General features: G+C 64.3%; 17 protein-coding genes and 1 pseudogene. 10 read left to right on the top strand and 8 right to left on the bottom strand.

Annotation, left to right across the window (positions count from 1 at the left end):
• From P1X14_RS19405 to P1X14_RS19395, 3 genes and pseudogenes are all read right to left on the bottom strand, one after another.
• Nucleotides 1-204 (bottom strand): annotated as a pseudogene (locus P1X14_RS19405) (GNAT family N-acetyltransferase); the annotation flags it as partial.
• A gap of 48 nt (nucleotides 205-252) precedes the next feature.
• A complete protein-coding gene (locus P1X14_RS19400) occupies nucleotides 253-456 on the bottom strand; it encodes a hypothetical protein (RefSeq protein WP_277317070.1) in 204 nt (67 codons plus the stop codon).
• 189 nt (nucleotides 457-645) lie between these two features.
• The gene (locus P1X14_RS19395) at nucleotides 646-1002 is read right to left on the bottom strand and encodes an STAS/SEC14 domain-containing protein (protein ID WP_277317069.1); all 357 of its coding nucleotides are present in this window, start codon (nucleotides 1000-1002) and stop codon (nucleotides 646-648) included.
• 40 nt (nucleotides 1003-1042) lie between these two features.
• Here P1X14_RS19395 and P1X14_RS19390 point away from each other — a divergent pair, with 40 nt between their 5' ends.
• Nucleotides 1043-1510: a DUF2721 domain-containing protein gene (locus P1X14_RS19390; protein WP_277317068.1), complete on the top strand. Its 468-nt coding sequence runs from the start codon at nucleotides 1043-1045 to the stop codon at nucleotides 1508-1510.
• 10 nt (nucleotides 1511-1520) lie between these two features.
• Nucleotides 1521-1937 carry a DUF4345 domain-containing protein gene (locus P1X14_RS19385; protein WP_277317067.1) on the top strand — a complete coding sequence of 139 codons (417 nt, stop codon included), beginning with the start codon at nucleotides 1521-1523 and terminating at the stop codon, nucleotides 1935-1937.
• A gap of 75 nt (nucleotides 1938-2012) precedes the next feature.
• Here the strand turns inward: P1X14_RS19385 and P1X14_RS19380 are convergent, their stop codons facing one another.
• Entirely contained in the window at nucleotides 2013-3611 is a 1599-nt protein-coding gene (locus tag P1X14_RS19380) for an amidase (RefSeq protein WP_277317066.1), read from the bottom strand.
• 645 nt (nucleotides 3612-4256) lie between these two features.
• On the opposite strand from P1X14_RS19380, the gene P1X14_RS19375 reads away from it, so the two are divergent.
• Nucleotides 4257-6188 carry a ribonucleoside-diphosphate reductase subunit alpha gene (locus tag P1X14_RS19375; RefSeq protein ID WP_277317065.1) on the top strand — a complete coding sequence of 644 codons (1932 nt, stop codon included), beginning with the start codon at nucleotides 4257-4259 and terminating at the stop codon, nucleotides 6186-6188.
• A gap of 112 nt (nucleotides 6189-6300) precedes the next feature.
• On the opposite strand, the gene P1X14_RS19370 is transcribed toward P1X14_RS19375, so the two are convergent.
• Nucleotides 6301-6546 (bottom strand): DUF2171 domain-containing protein, encoded by a 246-nt coding sequence (locus P1X14_RS19370; protein ID WP_277317064.1) that lies wholly within the window; start codon nucleotides 6544-6546, stop codon nucleotides 6301-6303.
• Nucleotides 6547-6620: 74 nt separating this feature from the next.
• Here P1X14_RS19370 and P1X14_RS19365 point away from each other — a divergent pair, with 74 nt between their 5' ends.
• The 7 genes from P1X14_RS19365 (at nucleotide 6621) to P1X14_RS19335 (ending at nucleotide 12891) form a co-directional block, all read left to right on the top strand.
• Nucleotides 6621-6947 (top strand): hypothetical protein, encoded by a 327-nt coding sequence (locus P1X14_RS19365; protein ID WP_277317063.1) that lies wholly within the window; start codon nucleotides 6621-6623, stop codon nucleotides 6945-6947.
• Nucleotides 6944-7162: a hypothetical protein gene (locus P1X14_RS19360; RefSeq protein WP_277317062.1), complete on the top strand. Its 219-nt coding sequence runs from the start codon at nucleotides 6944-6946 to the stop codon at nucleotides 7160-7162. The genes P1X14_RS19365 and P1X14_RS19360 overlap by 4 nt, the downstream gene beginning before the upstream one ends.
• Nucleotides 7159-9108 (top strand): acyltransferase family protein, encoded by a 1950-nt coding sequence (locus P1X14_RS19355; RefSeq protein WP_277317061.1) that lies wholly within the window; start codon nucleotides 7159-7161, stop codon nucleotides 9106-9108. Before P1X14_RS19360 ends, P1X14_RS19355 begins: the two co-directional genes overlap by 4 nt.
• 11 nt (nucleotides 9109-9119) lie before the next feature.
• Complete coding sequence (locus P1X14_RS19350) at nucleotides 9120-10178, top strand: ribonucleotide-diphosphate reductase subunit beta (protein WP_277317060.1); 1059 nt, start codon at nucleotides 9120-9122, stop codon at nucleotides 10176-10178.
• Between the two features lie 69 nt (nucleotides 10179-10247).
• Nucleotides 10248-10940, top strand: a complete 693-nt coding sequence (locus P1X14_RS19345) for a hypothetical protein (RefSeq protein WP_277317059.1) — start codon at nucleotides 10248-10250, stop codon at nucleotides 10938-10940.
• Nucleotides 10941-11212: 272 nt separating this feature from the next.
• A complete protein-coding gene (locus P1X14_RS19340; RefSeq protein ID WP_277317058.1) occupies nucleotides 11213-12124 on the top strand; it encodes an ImmA/IrrE family metallo-endopeptidase in 912 nt (303 codons plus the stop codon).
• A 155-nt stretch (nucleotides 12125-12279) separates the two neighbouring features.
• Nucleotides 12280-12891: a hypothetical protein gene (locus tag P1X14_RS19335; protein ID WP_277317057.1), complete on the top strand. Its 612-nt coding sequence runs from the start codon at nucleotides 12280-12282 to the stop codon at nucleotides 12889-12891.
• A gap of 68 nt (nucleotides 12892-12959) precedes the next feature.
• Here P1X14_RS19335 and P1X14_RS19330 read toward each other — a convergent pair whose 3' ends face one another.
• From P1X14_RS19330 to P1X14_RS19320, 3 genes are all read right to left on the bottom strand, one after another.
• A complete protein-coding gene (locus P1X14_RS19330) occupies nucleotides 12960-13295 on the bottom strand; it encodes a DUF1905 domain-containing protein (RefSeq protein ID WP_277317056.1) in 336 nt (111 codons plus the stop codon).
• Nucleotides 13292-14188, bottom strand: coding sequence for a lipase family protein (locus P1X14_RS19325; RefSeq protein WP_277317055.1), 897 nt, complete (start codon nucleotides 14186-14188; stop codon nucleotides 13292-13294). Before P1X14_RS19325 ends, P1X14_RS19330 begins: the two co-directional genes overlap by 4 nt.
• Nucleotides 14189-14227: 39 nt before the next feature.
• Nucleotides 14228-14409 (bottom strand): hypothetical protein (locus P1X14_RS19320; RefSeq protein ID WP_277317054.1); only part of this gene is annotated, 182 nt, incomplete at its 5' end.

The following is a 14409-nucleotide window of genomic DNA, read 5'->3' as shown; positions in this document are numbered from 1 at the left end:
CGCGCCCTCGCGGGTCACGCTCAGCGTCCGCGCCGCGCCGCCATAGGCAGCCAGCGCCGCAGCGAACCAGCCATAGCGCAGGAAGCGGTGCGTCGGCGCAGCACCCTCGGCCACCGCGTCGATCCCGCCCGCCAGACCGTCGACACACTCCACCGCCAGCGCAGGCGGCAGGCGCGTGAATTCGTCGAGCGGCATCGGTTTCATGGAAAGCGTCCTAGCGCAGACCCGTTACCAAGCCGTTTTGCGCGGGCGCTACTTCTGCTTCAGCGTCACCCAGATCGAAACCGGCGTCACCACCTTGCCCGGCGCGGGCTTGCCCACCTCGATCCGCTCCGCCGCCACCAGCTCGCCGCTGGTCAGGTTGAAGGAGGTCCACGGCTTGGGCATGCGCCCAAAGCTCATCTTCTGGATCGGCTGGCCGGTGGCCGTGTTCATGATCGTCGCTACAATACCCATGGCGGGCGGTTAGCGGCGGGCCGGACTCCGTGTCCAGCAAAGCCGGTCGCTATCCACAGCTTTCAACGAGACCCCTTCCCCAGCGAAGGCTGGGGCCCAGTTGCAAAGGTGGTCGTAACGGAGTGCAACGCCCGCCAATTCGCGCCCTGCACCTGGACCCCAGCCTTCGCTGGGGAAGGAAAGAAGGGGCTAGCCGCGAACCCAAACCCGCGCGGCCTCGATCTCCGCCAGCGGAAACAGCTTCAGCTCCCCCGGATAGAAGGGCGCCGCCACTTTCGAAGCCATTTCCAGCCACGAAACATCGGTCACCAGCGCCACCCGCCCGATTTTCGCCAGATGCCCCACGCCCCAACTGATATCCTTCCACCACGCGCCCATCTCCATGCCGGAGAAACTGCGCACCACCGCCACGCCGTTCAGCCTGCCATGCGCGGCGATCGCCGCCTCCATCGCCGGGATCGCCGCGTCATATTCGGCACGCGTCACAGCGCCATCGACAGTGAACTCCATCACGCCGGTTTCGGCATCGGTTTCGAACGTCATCATCGGTCGACTTCCTTCCGCACTCTCCGCATATAGGCGATCAATGCTCGAAGGACCCTATCTCTCCACGGTATCCGCCACCATCCAGGCGGCGATCGCGCCGGTGTTCCTGCTGGCGGGCATCGGGGCGTTCCTCAACGTCATGGTCGGCCGCCTTGCCCGCATCGTCGATCGCGCGCGCCAGATCGAGCAGCTCCATCCGCGCTCGACCGGCCCGGAGCATGACCGCCATGTCTGGGAGCTGCGCATCATCGACCGGCGCATCTCGGTCATCAACAACGCGATCTTCCTGTGCGTCGCCAGCGGCCTCGCCATCTGCATCGTCGTCGCCGCGCTGTTCGTGTCGCGGCTCGCCAACTGGCATCTTGGCGCCGTGATCGCGCTGTTCTTCGTCCTCTCGATGCTGCTGCTGATGTCCGGCCTCGTCTATTTCCTGGTCGAGGTGCAGATGTCGCTCAAGGCGATCCACGTCCGCGAAGAACTGCTCGAGCTCGACAAGAAGAAGAAATGAGGCGCTTGAGGTGACGGGAGCGACCGAGCGCCGCCTGCTCCAGATCGTCGCCAGCCTCGCCGCGCTGATCCCGATCGCCGCGGCATCCACCGGCATCCTGCGCGGCGCAAGCTGGCTTACCCACGCGCCGGTCCCGCCCGATCTCGACAGCCACTTCCGCTATCTCTCGGGTATCTTCCTTGGCGTAGGCATCGCCTTCGCCACCTGCATCCCGGACATCGAACATAAGGGCAGCCGCTTCCGCCTGCTCGGCGCGCTGGTGATCACCGGCGGCCTCGCCCGCGCCCTGTCACTCGCAACCATCGGCCCGCCCAGCACCGGCCATCTCGCAGGACTCTGCGTCGAGTTGTTGGTGATGCCGCTATTGCTCTTCTGGCAATCTCGCGTGGAAAGAACGGCTCACGCCACCAAACCCCGTTCGCCCTGAGCTTGTCGAAGGGCAGTCCTTCTTCCGAAGAAAGGACGGTGCTTCGACAAGCTCAGCACGAACGGAGGTAAGGATTCAGCGCACGCCCAGATCCGCCTCGACGCTCGGCAGATACCGCGGCGCCACCCGCGCCTTCGATTGCTGTTCATAGGCATAGCCCGCCCGCAACAGCAGCCCGTCGCTATACGGCGCGCCGATAAAGCTCAGCCCCACCGGCAGCCCGCCCGCCAGCCCCATCGGCACGGTCAGATGCGGATAGCCCGACACCGCCGGCAGCCGGCTGGCGGAAGGTCCCGAGGAACCATCCCCATGCACCGGATCGCTCAGCCAGGCCGGGCCATAGCTCGGCATGACCAGCATCTGCACGTCCGCGCTCTTCAGCATCGCGGCGATCCCGTCCTCCCCGGCCAGCTTCAGCGATTTCGCCCGCGCTTCCCGGTACGCCGGATCGTCCAGCCCCTTGGTCTTCGCCGCCATCCCGAAGATATCCTGGGTGAAGAACGGCATTTCGCGGTCGCGATGGGCGATGTTGAATGCGATCAGCTGGTCCAGCGTCCGCACGGTCACGGCAGGTGGCGTGGTCCCCAGATAGGCGTCCAGATCGACGCGGAACTCGACCTGCAGCACCAGGAACTCGGCATCGCCCAGCCCCGGCAGGCCCGGCTGCTTCACGTCCACCAGCACCGCGCCCGCCGCTTCCAGATCCTTCAGCGCCTTGTCGAACCGCGCGCTCACCGCCGCCGACAGGCCCGCCGGGCGGATATAGCCGACCCTCACCCCGCGCAGCGCATCAAGAGACAAACCCGCCGCATAGTCCCGGCGATACCGGTTCGCATCCTTCGTCGCCGCGTCGCGGGAATCGCTGCCGATCATCGCCGAGAACAGCAGCGCCACATCGGTGACGCTGCGCCCCATCGGCCCCGGCGTATCCTGGCTATGGCTGATCGGCACGACATGGGTGCGGCTCACCAGCCCCACGGTCGGCTTCAGCCCCACCAGCCCGTTCATCGACGAGGGGCACACCACCGATCCGTCGGTCTCGGTGCCCAGCGCAGCCGCCGCCAGGCTCGCCGCCACCGCCGCGCCCGATCCGCTCGACGATCCGCAGGCGGTGCGATCCAGCGCATAAGGATTGCGCACCAGACCGCCGATTGCGCTCCATCCGCTCATCGAATCGGTCGAACGCATGTTCGCCCATTCGCTCATATTGGTCTTGCCCAGGATCACCGCGCCCTGCCCGCGCAGCAGCGCCACCACCGGTGCGTCGCGCTTCGTGGCATTGTCCTTCAGCGCCAGCGATCCCGCCGTGGTCGGCATCTCGCGCGTCTCGATATTGTCCTTGATCAGGATCGGAATGCCGTCGAGCGGCCCCAGCAGCTTGCCCGCGATCCGCCGCCGGTCGCTCGCCCGCGCCTGCTCGATCGCGTCGGGGGCGATGGCAATGATCGATCGCAGCGTCGGCCCGCGCCGGTCCATCGCCTCGATCCGCGCCAGATAGGCCCGCACCAGCATCTCGCTGGTGATGTCGCCATCGGCCAGCCATCGGCGCATCTGCGCAATGCTGGCTTCCTCGACCGAGGGCGTGATCCGGACGACCGGCCCGACCGGCGCCGTCTGGGCCATCGCCGGAACCGCCGCGCCGATCGCCAGCGCCAAAGCCATGAAGTTCCGCATTCGCGCCTCTTGCCGCCCCAACTTCGCCTTCCCCAGCGAAGGCTGGGGCCCAGTTGCAAGGCAGCAGTGGTGAACCCTGCGCTTCGTTACCGCAACCATGGCAACTGGGCCCCAGCCTTCGCTGAGGAAGCGGATCAGTGGGATGCGCGAGCGAATCGGCGCTTCCTTTGCCGGCGGCCCGCCGAATCCGCCGCCGGGAATGTGACAACCACAAGCAGTGGTGGGTCCGGCCCCCACATTCGCCCACAGGAAAATTAATCGTGGATTTCGGAAATTCCCCTCTTGCCTTTCGAGAACCCTAGGAAGGTCCACGCGTCGCCACCCCGGACACCCATTTCGGGTTCCATGAACCGAGTCATTTTAGCGACGAACCGAGTCCCTCGTTAACCATTTACCATCTTGTGCCCGGATTCGAGTTGGCACAATCTGTAGTGGTTGCACTGAGGGGCGAACTCTAGCACTGGTATCACCGCCACCGCGGCACTATGTCGTGGATAAGGTTGCTTGTGCCTGGTGGATAAGGCTGTGGACACTTTTTGTTCTCGCCTTACTCCATTCCGGTGATAGCATCGGAACTTCGCCCCCCGAGTCGCATCGAAGCCCCGCATCCGGGGCGAGTATGGGCAGTCAGGGGAAAGTAGCGTCATGGAATTCAGGGACACCGAGAACAGCGTGAACGATATCGTCGCCACCGATGCGCCTGCGCCGAAAACGGCCGCCAAGGCGCCCAAGGCTCCCGCCGCCAAGGCAAAGGCCAAGGCGCTGACCTCGCACGATGTCGCGCCCAAGCTGTTCTCGCTCGAAGTCGATCACAGCCGCGACGCGCTGCTCACCGATTTCGGCAAGGAGACGCTGAAGGACCGCTATCTGCTCCCGGGCGAAAGCTTCCAGGATCTGTTCGTGCGCGTCGCCTCGGCCTATTCGGACGATCAGGCGCACGCCCAGCGCATCTATGACTATATCTCGAAGCTGTGGTTCATGCCCGCCACCCCCGTTCTCTCGAACGGCGGCACCGGTCGCGGCCTGCCCATCTCCTGCTTCCTCAACTCGGTGCCCGACAGCCTGAACGGCATCGTCGACACCTGGAACGAGAATGTGTGGCTCGCCTCGCGCGGCGGCGGCATCGGCACCTATTGGGGCAATGTCCGCGGCATCGGCGAGCCGGTCGGCCTGAACGGCAAGACCAGCGGCATCATCCCGTTCGTCCGCGTGATGGACTCGCTGACGCTGGCGATCTCGCAGGGTTCGCTGCGCCGCGGCTCGGCCGCCTGCTATCTCGACATCAGCCATCCGGAGATCGAGGAGTTCCTCGAGATCCGCAAGCCGTCGGGCGACTTCAACCGCAAGGCGCTGAACCTGCACCATGGCGTGCTGATCCCCGATGCCTTCATGGAGGCCGTGCGCGACGGTAGCGAATGGGCGCTGCGCAGCCCCAAGGACCAGTCCGAGCGCGGCAAGGTCGATGCCCGCGCGCTGTTCCAGAAGCTGGTCGAGACCCGCCTCGCGACCGGCGAGCCGTACATCGTGTTCAGCGATCATGTGAACTCGACCATGCCCAAGCATCATCGCGATCTGGGCCTGAAGGTCTCGACCTCGAACCTCTGCTCGGAAATCACCCTGCCCACCGGCAAGGACCATCTCGGCAACGAGCGTACGGCGGTCTGCTGCCTCTCGTCGCTCAACCTCGAGACCTGGGATCAGTGGAAGGGCGAGAAGGGCTTCGTCGAAGACGTCATGCGCTTCCTCGACAATGTCCTTCAGGACTATATCGACCGTGCCGAGCCGGGCATGGAAAAGGCCGCCTATTCGGCGATGCGCGAGCGTTCGGTCGGCCTCGGCGTGATGGGCTTCCACTCGTTCCTGCAGGCCCGCGGCCTGCCGTTCGAGGGCGGCACCGCCAAGAGCTGGAACCTGCGCATCTTCAAGCACATCAAGGCGCAGGTCGACGAGGCCTCGATGCAGCTCGCGGTCGAGCGCGGGCCGTGCCCCGACGCCGCCGACATGGGCGTGATGGAGCGTTTCTCGTGCAAGATGGCGATCGCGCCCACCGCGTCGATCTCGATCATCTGCGGCGGCGCCTCGGCCTGTATCGAGCCGATCCCGGCCAATATCTACACCCACAAGACGCTCTCGGGCTCGTGGTCGGTCAAGAACCCGTATCTGGAAAAGCTCCTCAGCGAGAAGAGCAAGAACAGCGACGCGGTGTGGAACACGATCCTCGAGCATGGCGGCTCGGTCCAGCATCTCGACTTCCTCAGCCAGGAGGAGAAGGACTGCTACAAGACCAGCTTCGAGATCGATCAGCGCTGGATCCTCGAACTGGCGGGCGACCGCGCGCCCTATATCGATCAGGCCCAGTCGCTGAACCTGTTCATCCCGGCCGATGTCGAGAAGTGGGACCTGCTGATGCTCCACTTCCGTGCCTGGGAACTGGGCATCAAGTCGCTCTACTATCTCCGCTCCAAGTCGGTGCAGCGCGCCGGCTTCGCGGGCGGCGTGGAAGCCGACAACACGATCGACGCGCCGAAGTTCGAGGTCGAAAGCCGCGACTACGACGAATGCCTCGCGTGCCAGTGAGGTGCGCGGGCTAGGCGGATCCGAATTTCCCTCTCCCCTTGCGGGAGAGGGAAGGGGCCCGCGCGCAAAGCGCGTGGGAAGGGTGAGGGGGAATGGAACTGAAGCTATTGCTTCACCCCGCCTCCCCCTCGAACGCCAGCGCGTTCGCAGCGGTAGCGCTCAGCCGCACCTTGTCACCTTCCACTTCGGCCACCAGCCCGAGCGGGAGCGTGTGGTGATGGCCCTCGTGCGAGCCCTGTCCGCTATCGGCCTTGGTCAGCTTGATCAGGTCGCCCTCGACCCGGTCGACGGTGCCCAGATGGACGCCGTCGGCGCCGATCACTTCCATATGTTCCCTGATTGCGCTCGCATCGGTCATCGCTCGTCTCCTTGGATGATGAGCAGCCACAACGCGGCGCGGCAGGGAATCGATGCACGCGAAAGGAACGCCGCATGATCCGTTTCCGCACCGCCGCTGCGCTCGGCGCGCTCGTCCTGCTTGCCGCCTGCGCGAAGCAGGTCCCGTCCGCGGTCGCCGCGGGCGAGCCGGGCTTCCTTCAGGGCCTGTGGCACGGCTTCATCTTCCCGGTCGCATGGTTCCTCAGCCTCGTGATGCCCGATGTCGCGATCTACGCGGTGCCCAACAATGGCGGCTGGTATGATTTCGGCTATTTCCTCGGCATCTGCGTGTTCGGGGTCGGCGCGAACCGCGGGCGCAAGACCATCACCGTCTATCGCGAACGGCCCGCGCGCCGCGGCACGGTGATCGACCACGAATGAGCTGGATCGTTCTCCTGATCCTGGCAGGCGCTGTGTGCCTGGCCGCGCTGGGGCTGACGCTCCTCGCGCAGCCTGCCGCCATGCGCCCGCTGCTGGGTCTGGAGGACAGCGAAGCCGCCGCCTACGCCCTGCGCATCGCCGGCGGGATGCTGTTCGCCGCGTCGCTGTTCCTCGGCGGCTTCACCGTCGCATACCGGATGGCGACGATCCGGTGAGCACCGCCCCCGCCCCCCGCCTCGGCTTCCGCGCCGATATCAACGGCCTGCGCGCGATCGCGGTGCTGGCGGTGATCGCCTATCATTTCCAGATCCCGCCGTTCAAAAGCGGCTTCACCGGGGTCGACGTGTTCTTCGTCATCTCGGGTTACCTGATGACCGGCATCATCCTCGGCCGGCTCGATCGCGACACCTTCACCCTGGCCGGCTTCTGGCTCGATCGCGCGCGGCGGATCATCCCCGCGCTCGCGCTGCTGGTGGCGACCGTGCTGGCGCTGGGCTGGTTCATCCTGCTGCCCGACGAATATATCATCCTGTCGCGCCACGCCGCGGCGGCCGCCACCTTCCTGTCGAACATCAGCTTCTACAGCGAGGCTGGCTATTTCGATCCCGGCGCCGACCAGAAATGGCTGCTCCACACCTGGTCGCTCTCGGTCGAGTGGCAATTCTACCTGCTCTATCCGCTGCTGCTGCTCGCGCTCGATCAGTTCGCCCCGCGCCGCCTGCTCCGCCCGATCCTCGCCGGCCTCGCCGCCTTGTCGTTCGCGCTGATGGTGTGGCTGCACGATGCCGAGCCGAACGCCGCCTTCTTCATGCTGCCCCCGCGCGCATGGGAGATGCTGGCGGGCGGCATCGTGTTCCTCACGCCCTCGCTCACCGGCCGCGCCAGCCGCGCCGCACAGCTCTGGGGCTTCGCGCTGATCGCACTCTCGGCCATCGCCTTCCGGCCCGAGGACTGGCCGCACGAATGGGCGCTGCTCCCGGTGCTGGGCACTGCGCTGGTGATCCTCGCCGGACGTACGAACTCGCGCATCATGACCAACCGCCCGGTCGCGCTGATCGGCCTGGCCTCCTATTCCATCTATCTCTGGCACTGGCCGGTGGTCGCCGGGATCGCGCGCGCAGGTCATGCGGGCCAGGCGCCGTGGATCGCGGGCGGCATCGCCGTGTCGCTGCTGCTCGGCTGGCTGTCCTGGCGCTATATCGAGCGCATCGCCCAGCCGCGCACGGACAAGCCCCGCATCCATACCGGCCCGACCCGGTTCGACTGGCGCCCGCATGTCGTGTTCGTCGTGCCGATCCTCGTGCTGGCCGGGGTCAGCGGCCTGATCTGGAAGGCGCGCGGCATCCCCACCCGCTTCTCGGACGTGGTGCAGACCGCGTTCAAGGACTCCCAGCCCGCCTCGCTGCCCGAGGCGCGCTCCTGCTATTCGCACATCGCCGGCGTCCCCGAGCCATGCGTGCTCGGCAATGCCCGCGGCCCGCTGCTCGCCACCGTGCTGGGCGACAGCCATGCCGAAGTCGCGATCCGCGCGGTCCTCGCCGCGCGTCCTTCGCCGGAAAGCGGCGCGGTGGCGTTCAACGCCTATGCCTCGTGCCCGCCGGTGCTGGGGGTGAAGACCAAGTCGCAATGCGGCGCCTTCATCGCCCGCTATCTCGAGCCGATGGCCGCCAAGCCGCGCACCGAGCCGCTGATCCTCTCCGCGCGCTGGGCCTGGCATTTCCGCAGCGAAGTCTATCGCTTCCCCGACGGCAAGGGCCTGGGGCCGAACCTGATCGCCTCGATGTGCCGCCTCGCCAAGGCGGGCCCGACCTATGTCGTGATGCCCACCCCCGAATTCCCCGCCTTCTGGGTCTCGCGCGAGCTGCAGCACCGCCTCGTCGCCGATCCGGACGCGCCCGACATCGTCCAGCCGCGCGCCGAGTTCGACAGCATGAGCCGCGTCGCCGCCACCGCGCTGCGTCAGGCCGCGGCGCAATGCGGCGTCCACCTGCTCGATCCGGTCCCCTATATCTGCGACGGCAAAATCTGCCGCGGATCGACCCATCGCCGCGCGATATTCCGCGACGAAAACCATCTCAGCGCCTATGGTGTGAACCTGCTGGTGCCGATGTTCCGCCCGGTCTTCACCGACCGGTCCGCCACCCCGAATCCAGTTCAGTAAGGAGCCCGTCCATGCCTCTTCTCGAAGCCCGCAACCAGTACAAGCCCTTCGAATATCCCTGGGCCTACGACATGTGGAAGCGCCAGCAGCAGATCCACTGGATGCCCGAGGAAGTGCCGCTCGGCGAGGATTGCCGCGACTGGGCGCAGAAGCTCTCGGATCACGAGCGCAACCTGCTGACGCAGATCTTCCGCTTCTTCACCCAGGCCGATGTCGAGGTGCAGAATTGCTATCACGAGCAATATGGCCGCGTGTTCAAGCCGACCGAGATCAAGATGATGCTCGCCGCCTTCTCCAACATGGAGACGGTGCATATCGCGGCGTACAGCCACCTGCTCGACACGATCGGCATGCCCGAGAGCGAGTACGGCATGTTCCTCGAATATAGCGAGATGAAGGACAAGCACGACTATCTGCAGAATTTCGGCGTCGATACTGACGAGGATATCGCCAAGACGCTGGCGATGTTCGGCGGCTTCACCGAGGGGCTTCAGCTCTTCGCCAGCTTCGCGATGCTGATGAACTTCCCGCGCTTCAACAAGATGAAGGGCATGGGCCAGATCGTCAGCTGGTCGGTCCGCGACGAAAGCCTCCACTGCGAAGGCATCATCAAGCTGTTCCACGCCTTCACCCGTGAGCGCGACTGCCTGACCAAGTCGGTCAAGAGCGACATCATGGACATGTGCCAGACGACGGTGCGCCTCGAGGACGCGTTCATCGACCTCGCCTTCGAACAGGGCCCGGTCGAGGGCATGACGCCCAAGGAGATCAAGAAGTATATCCGCTACATCGCGGACTGGCGCCTGGGCCAGCTCAACCTCAAGCCGATCTACATGATCGACGAACACCCCCTCCCCTGGCTCGCCCCGCTGCTGAACGGCGTCGAACACGCCAACTTCTTCGAACAGCGCGCCACCGAATATTCGAAGGGCGCGACCCGCGGCGCATGGAACGAAGTGTGGGACTCGTTCGACAAGCGCCAGAAGGCAAAGGCGGAAAAGCCGGCGAACGAGGACGCCGCGGATGGCGGGGCGGATATGTTCACGAAGGCTGGGATTGCGGCGGAGTGAGGTGAAGAAAGATCATTGCAATTTCCTATTTGGAAATTTATTGATGATCTATTCATAGGGGCATTAGCTGTGAGCCGTTTCATCGATCCGTTTGAAATAATGCTGCGGCGAGGCAATCTCGCAGAGTTGCTGAATTTTTTCATGCGGGCAGAGGAGCGCCTCACGGCAGCATTTCCGCGATCGTCTCGGATTTTGGCCGAATCCAATGCCCCTAGTGCGAAGCAGGTTCGCGGCAGCATGCGTCGCCACTATTTGCATGAGGCGCTAGCCAGCGCCGCGTCCGATAGCGGCCTTCCTACTGAGACGCGTTGGACCGATCCCGCCGCGTGGAGCTATCCAGTCGTTAAGATCGGCGGCTTTTCGCTAACGATTGGTATCGTTGAAACTCGCTATCGTGGTGCAGCGCGAGCCCTCCGAACCAAGTCCCAGTATATGGAGAAGCTTTGTGAGCGGAATGCTGTTCTAGATCCGCAAACTAAGCTTTTTGACGAAGTACCGCCTTCAGATATTGTCATCGCAGACGGTTCGCTGGGCGGCCTCATAGTGGCACAGTATCGGCCTCACGCCCCTGACGTACCCGCGTTTTTGGGTTTCTGGATTCCGTCTGAACGCCTCAACTCTGCATACTATATTAGGTCATTCGACGAGGTTATCGCGATGCTCCGCGAACGACTTTCGATGTCGCGAAAGCCGGCAAAGAGAGTTGTGGAGCGTAAACCGTTGCGGAGACGCCCCCGCAAGCCTGGCGATAAGAAGGCTTAAATCTAGTGCACAAGCGATTTCCTTCGGCCGCATCCGACGGCTTCGTTCCTGCACGCCTCACTGCTGCCCGGAATGCTCGAGGCGTCCGTCAAAATGAGTTAGCGGAGGCTGTGGGTTGCACGCCTGCAACCATCTCTAAATGGGAGAACCTCGCGTACGAGCACTCTCCGGATGCGGAAGCAGTTTCAAGGCTCGCAGACTTCCTCTCTGTTAGCCCAGCATGGTTCTACAAGCCCGTCTCTAGGAGCCAAAGCGCTGCATTCTTCCGGTCTATGAAGTCGGCGCTGCATATTGCTCGCAACAAGGCATCCGGGAAGCTACGCATCGTTGACGACATTTTTGTAGCCGCCTCCGAGCGCGTAGAGTTTCCATCTATCGACATCCCTGATTTTGTCGGGGATCGAGATTATAAAATGCTTCGCGCTGAGGATATTGACGGAATCGCGCTCCGCCTTCGTAATTACTGGTGCCTAGGAGAAGATCCAATTGACGACTTAATGGTCGTCATTGAGAACGCCGGCGTGGGTGTCGTAGAAGATTTTGTAGATTCCGCGAAACTCGACGGTGTTTCGCAGTGGTTTGATGATCGCCCGATAATGCTCCTTGCCAAAGATAAGGACGGCGGTGTTCGCAGAAGGTTCGATGCGGCCCACGAACTTGGCCATTTGGTTCTGCATCGGCGACTTTCTATGCAAGACCTCGAAGAGAATCTTCCGCTAATAGAAGAGCAGGCAATGATATTTGCCGGTGCATTTCTTCTGCCGGGGTCAGCATTTATCTCTAATATCCACGATATTACCCTAGATACCCTAGCCGATGCCAAGCCTAGATGGAAGGTTTCGATTGGAGCAATGATTAAGCGCGCTGCAAATCTTAATCTTATCACTTCAGATCACGAGCGAAATTTATGGAAATACTATAGCTATCGCGGCTGGCGTGGCAATGAACCTTATGATGATCGCATTGAAGTAGAGAGGCCAACCAATATTCGAGCAGCAATCGAAATGATTGCTGAAGATGGCGCCGCCGAAACAAGGTCTTTAGTTGAGGATATCGGTGTATCCGTCGAAGATATAGCTCGACTTTCCGGATGCGATATAGGCGTCTTCATTCGAGGACAATCTCGACCGAAGCTTCAGCTTGTCAATAAAGACGCAGAACCAGCGCCTGCGGCTAATGATTAAAGCTTAAGATAGCGATGACCCGCTTGGCCGGGTCATCGATCCTTAGCCTGCGGGTACGTGTTTGCCCTTTGCCCAGAAGCCATATCGAATCCCCTGTCCTACACAAACCAATATGGTTACATGAATCGGCTCCAATAAACCAACGGAGCCAAATCATGGATAGCGAACCCAACACCGACGCCACCCCGCTGACCGACTACACCCCCGTAGCCCTGGCCGAGCGCCGCAACGGCTGGACCGCGGATCGCCAGCGCAGGTTCCTCGCCGGCCTCGCCGAAACCGGCAGCATTTCCCAGGCATGCCTCAGCGCCGGCATCACCGCGCGCTCGGCCTATCGCCTGCGGGCCGATCCGCGCGGCAAGGCGTTCGCGGCGGCATGGGATCAGGCGCTGCTCGTCGCCACCAATACTCTCACCGTGCTCGCCTATGAGCGCGCCACGCGCGGCTCGTATCGCGAATATTGGAAGGACGGCCAGCTTGTCGGCGAGACCCGCCAGCCTTCGGACAATCTGCTCAAATGGCTGCTCAGCCACCTCGCGCCGCATCGCTTCGGCAAGACCGATCCCTATGCCCATATGTCGGGCCGCGTCGCGATCGCCCAGGCACGCTTCCCCGGCATGATCGACGAACTGACCGATACCGACATGTATGCCGAGCCGCTCGGCGAAGCCGATTGCACCGCCCAGCCGCGCCCCACCGCGCACGATCCGCGCATCGCCCCGATCGACCTCGACGAAAGCGAGGACGACATGGCGTTCGACGATTGAGCGGGGCCGCCTCGTGCGCGCACGCGTAGCCAGTGTGACTCTTGTGACTCTTGGGACCCTAAACCCCGTCAGGCCCATACCCCGAGCATCACCAGATCGCCCTCGCCGACCCCGGCAACCTTCCGCACCGCGGCCTTCACCGGCAGCACATAGCCATCTTTCCCGCCGCCTTGCGGAAAGGCCGAGGTGTCGAACGTCACGCCGTTCACGCTCGCCCGCACGCGCACCGATCCGAACCCGCGCGCCCCGCCCAGCGCACGCCGTTCGAAGCCCAGCGCACGGATCGCATCGGCGGCCTCGCCGGTGATCGTCACGAAATGCCACGATCCCTTGGCCGGCGGCTCGGGCGTCCAGCGCCACAGCTCGGTCTCGAACTCGAAAGCGGGATCGTCGGGCAGCGTCACAGCTCGTGCCTGCAGCCGCTTTCGCCATCGCATACGAACGCGTCGTAATCGGTCTTCGGCCCGATCAGATGCGCCTCGATCAATTCGTGCCGCCACGCGCGGGAATTGAAGCCCCCGGCGAACACCGCACGGATCTCCGCCGCCTTGCGCTTGCGCCAGTCCGCCCAGCTCAGCGACGAAGCGATCCGCGTGCCCACCGGCCGGTAATCGCCATGCAGCAGCGCCGGCCACACCCGCCGCACCAGCGACTTGAACCGCTCCGGCTGGTCCCACCCCATCGGCAGATAGGGCACCATGTCCAGCGCCCCTTCGTAGCGGATGCAGTGGATCGCCGGATCGGCGGCAAAGGCGTCGGCGAATTCCTGGTTGCCCGCCCGCGCCGCGGCGAAGGTCACCACGTCGATCCGCGTCTCGCTCGAGGTCCGCACCGCGCGCCATGCGAACAGGTTCGCCAGCGCGCCGCCCTTGCTGTGCCCGGTCACCAGCAGCCGCCTCGGCCCGCCCTCGGCCAGCGCGGCGGTCACTGCCGCCTCCAGCCCCGGCGTGCCTTCGTCCCACAGCCGCCGCACCGAATCCGCAAAGCCGCGATGCACCCGGCCCGGCCATGGGTCCATCGGCTGGCACAGGGCAGCAGCATTGTTGGTCCAGTCGGCCAGCACTTCGGCAAGGCGATGCTCGCTCCCCACCGGGGGCAGGGTGCCGCGAAACGCCACCACCACGCCTTCCGCGATCCGCCCCACCAGCGCCAGATCGATCGGGATGCCGTTCAGCGCCACCGCCGCGCCCGCGACGCGCACCGGCTCGCCGATCCAGCCCACCGGCCGCGGATCATGAATATGCGAATAGGTCGCCCCACAGGCGAGCAGCAGGCGGCGCTTGATGCAGCTGTCCATCGCGTCACTCGATCACGCGGCGGCGCGCGGCGCAAGCCGTCAGCCGCGGCGGTTCCCGTGATGGCAATCCTCGCCGGTGCAGATCAATTGGTCATACCCGGAGTCCGGCCCGATCGCGTGTGCGCTCAGCATCTCCGGCGCCAGCGCGCCCAGCCCGATGCCGCGCCGCCCCAGCAGGTCGCGCAGCACGCTGCGCCGCCGCGATCCCGCCCAGCGGCGCT

Source organism: Sphingomonas sp. AOB5, from assembly GCF_029433115.1.
Taxonomy (GTDB): Bacteria; Pseudomonadota; Alphaproteobacteria; order Sphingomonadales; family Sphingomonadaceae; genus Sphingomonas.
Note: the sequence above shows the minus strand (reverse complement) of the source record. Positions and strands in the feature narration are given on the sequence as shown.

Excerpts from the sequence above, each read along its gene's own strand:
- P1X14_RS19400 (WP_277317070.1), bottom strand. The coding sequence starts at position 456 with ATGGGTATTGTAGCGACGATCATGAACACGGCCACCGGCCAGCCGATC.
- P1X14_RS19395 (WP_277317069.1), bottom strand. The coding sequence starts at position 1,002 with ATGATGACGTTCGAAACCGATGCCGAAACCGGCGTGATGGAGTTCACT.
- P1X14_RS19390 (WP_277317068.1), top strand. The coding sequence starts at position 1,043 with ATGCTCGAAGGACCCTATCTCTCCACGGTATCCGCCACCATCCAGGCG.
- P1X14_RS19380 (WP_277317066.1), bottom strand. The coding sequence starts at position 3,611 with ATGCGGAACTTCATGGCTTTGGCGCTGGCGATCGGCGCGGCGGTTCCG.
- P1X14_RS19375 (WP_277317065.1), top strand. The coding sequence starts at position 4,257 with ATGGAATTCAGGGACACCGAGAACAGCGTGAACGATATCGTCGCCACC.
- P1X14_RS19370 (WP_277317064.1), bottom strand. The coding sequence starts at position 6,546 with ATGACCGATGCGAGCGCAATCAGGGAACATATGGAAGTGATCGGCGCC.
- P1X14_RS19365 (WP_277317063.1), top strand. The coding sequence starts at position 6,621 with ATGATCCGTTTCCGCACCGCCGCTGCGCTCGGCGCGCTCGTCCTGCTT.
- P1X14_RS19360 (WP_277317062.1), top strand. The coding sequence starts at position 6,944 with ATGAGCTGGATCGTTCTCCTGATCCTGGCAGGCGCTGTGTGCCTGGCC.
- P1X14_RS19350 (WP_277317060.1), top strand. The coding sequence starts at position 9,120 with ATGCCTCTTCTCGAAGCCCGCAACCAGTACAAGCCCTTCGAATATCCC.
- P1X14_RS19340 (WP_277317058.1), top strand. The coding sequence starts at position 11,213 with ATGAAGTCGGCGCTGCATATTGCTCGCAACAAGGCATCCGGGAAGCTA.
- P1X14_RS19335 (WP_277317057.1), top strand. The coding sequence starts at position 12,280 with ATGGATAGCGAACCCAACACCGACGCCACCCCGCTGACCGACTACACC.
- P1X14_RS19325 (WP_277317055.1), bottom strand. The coding sequence starts at position 14,188 with ATGGACAGCTGCATCAAGCGCCGCCTGCTGCTCGCCTGTGGGGCGACC.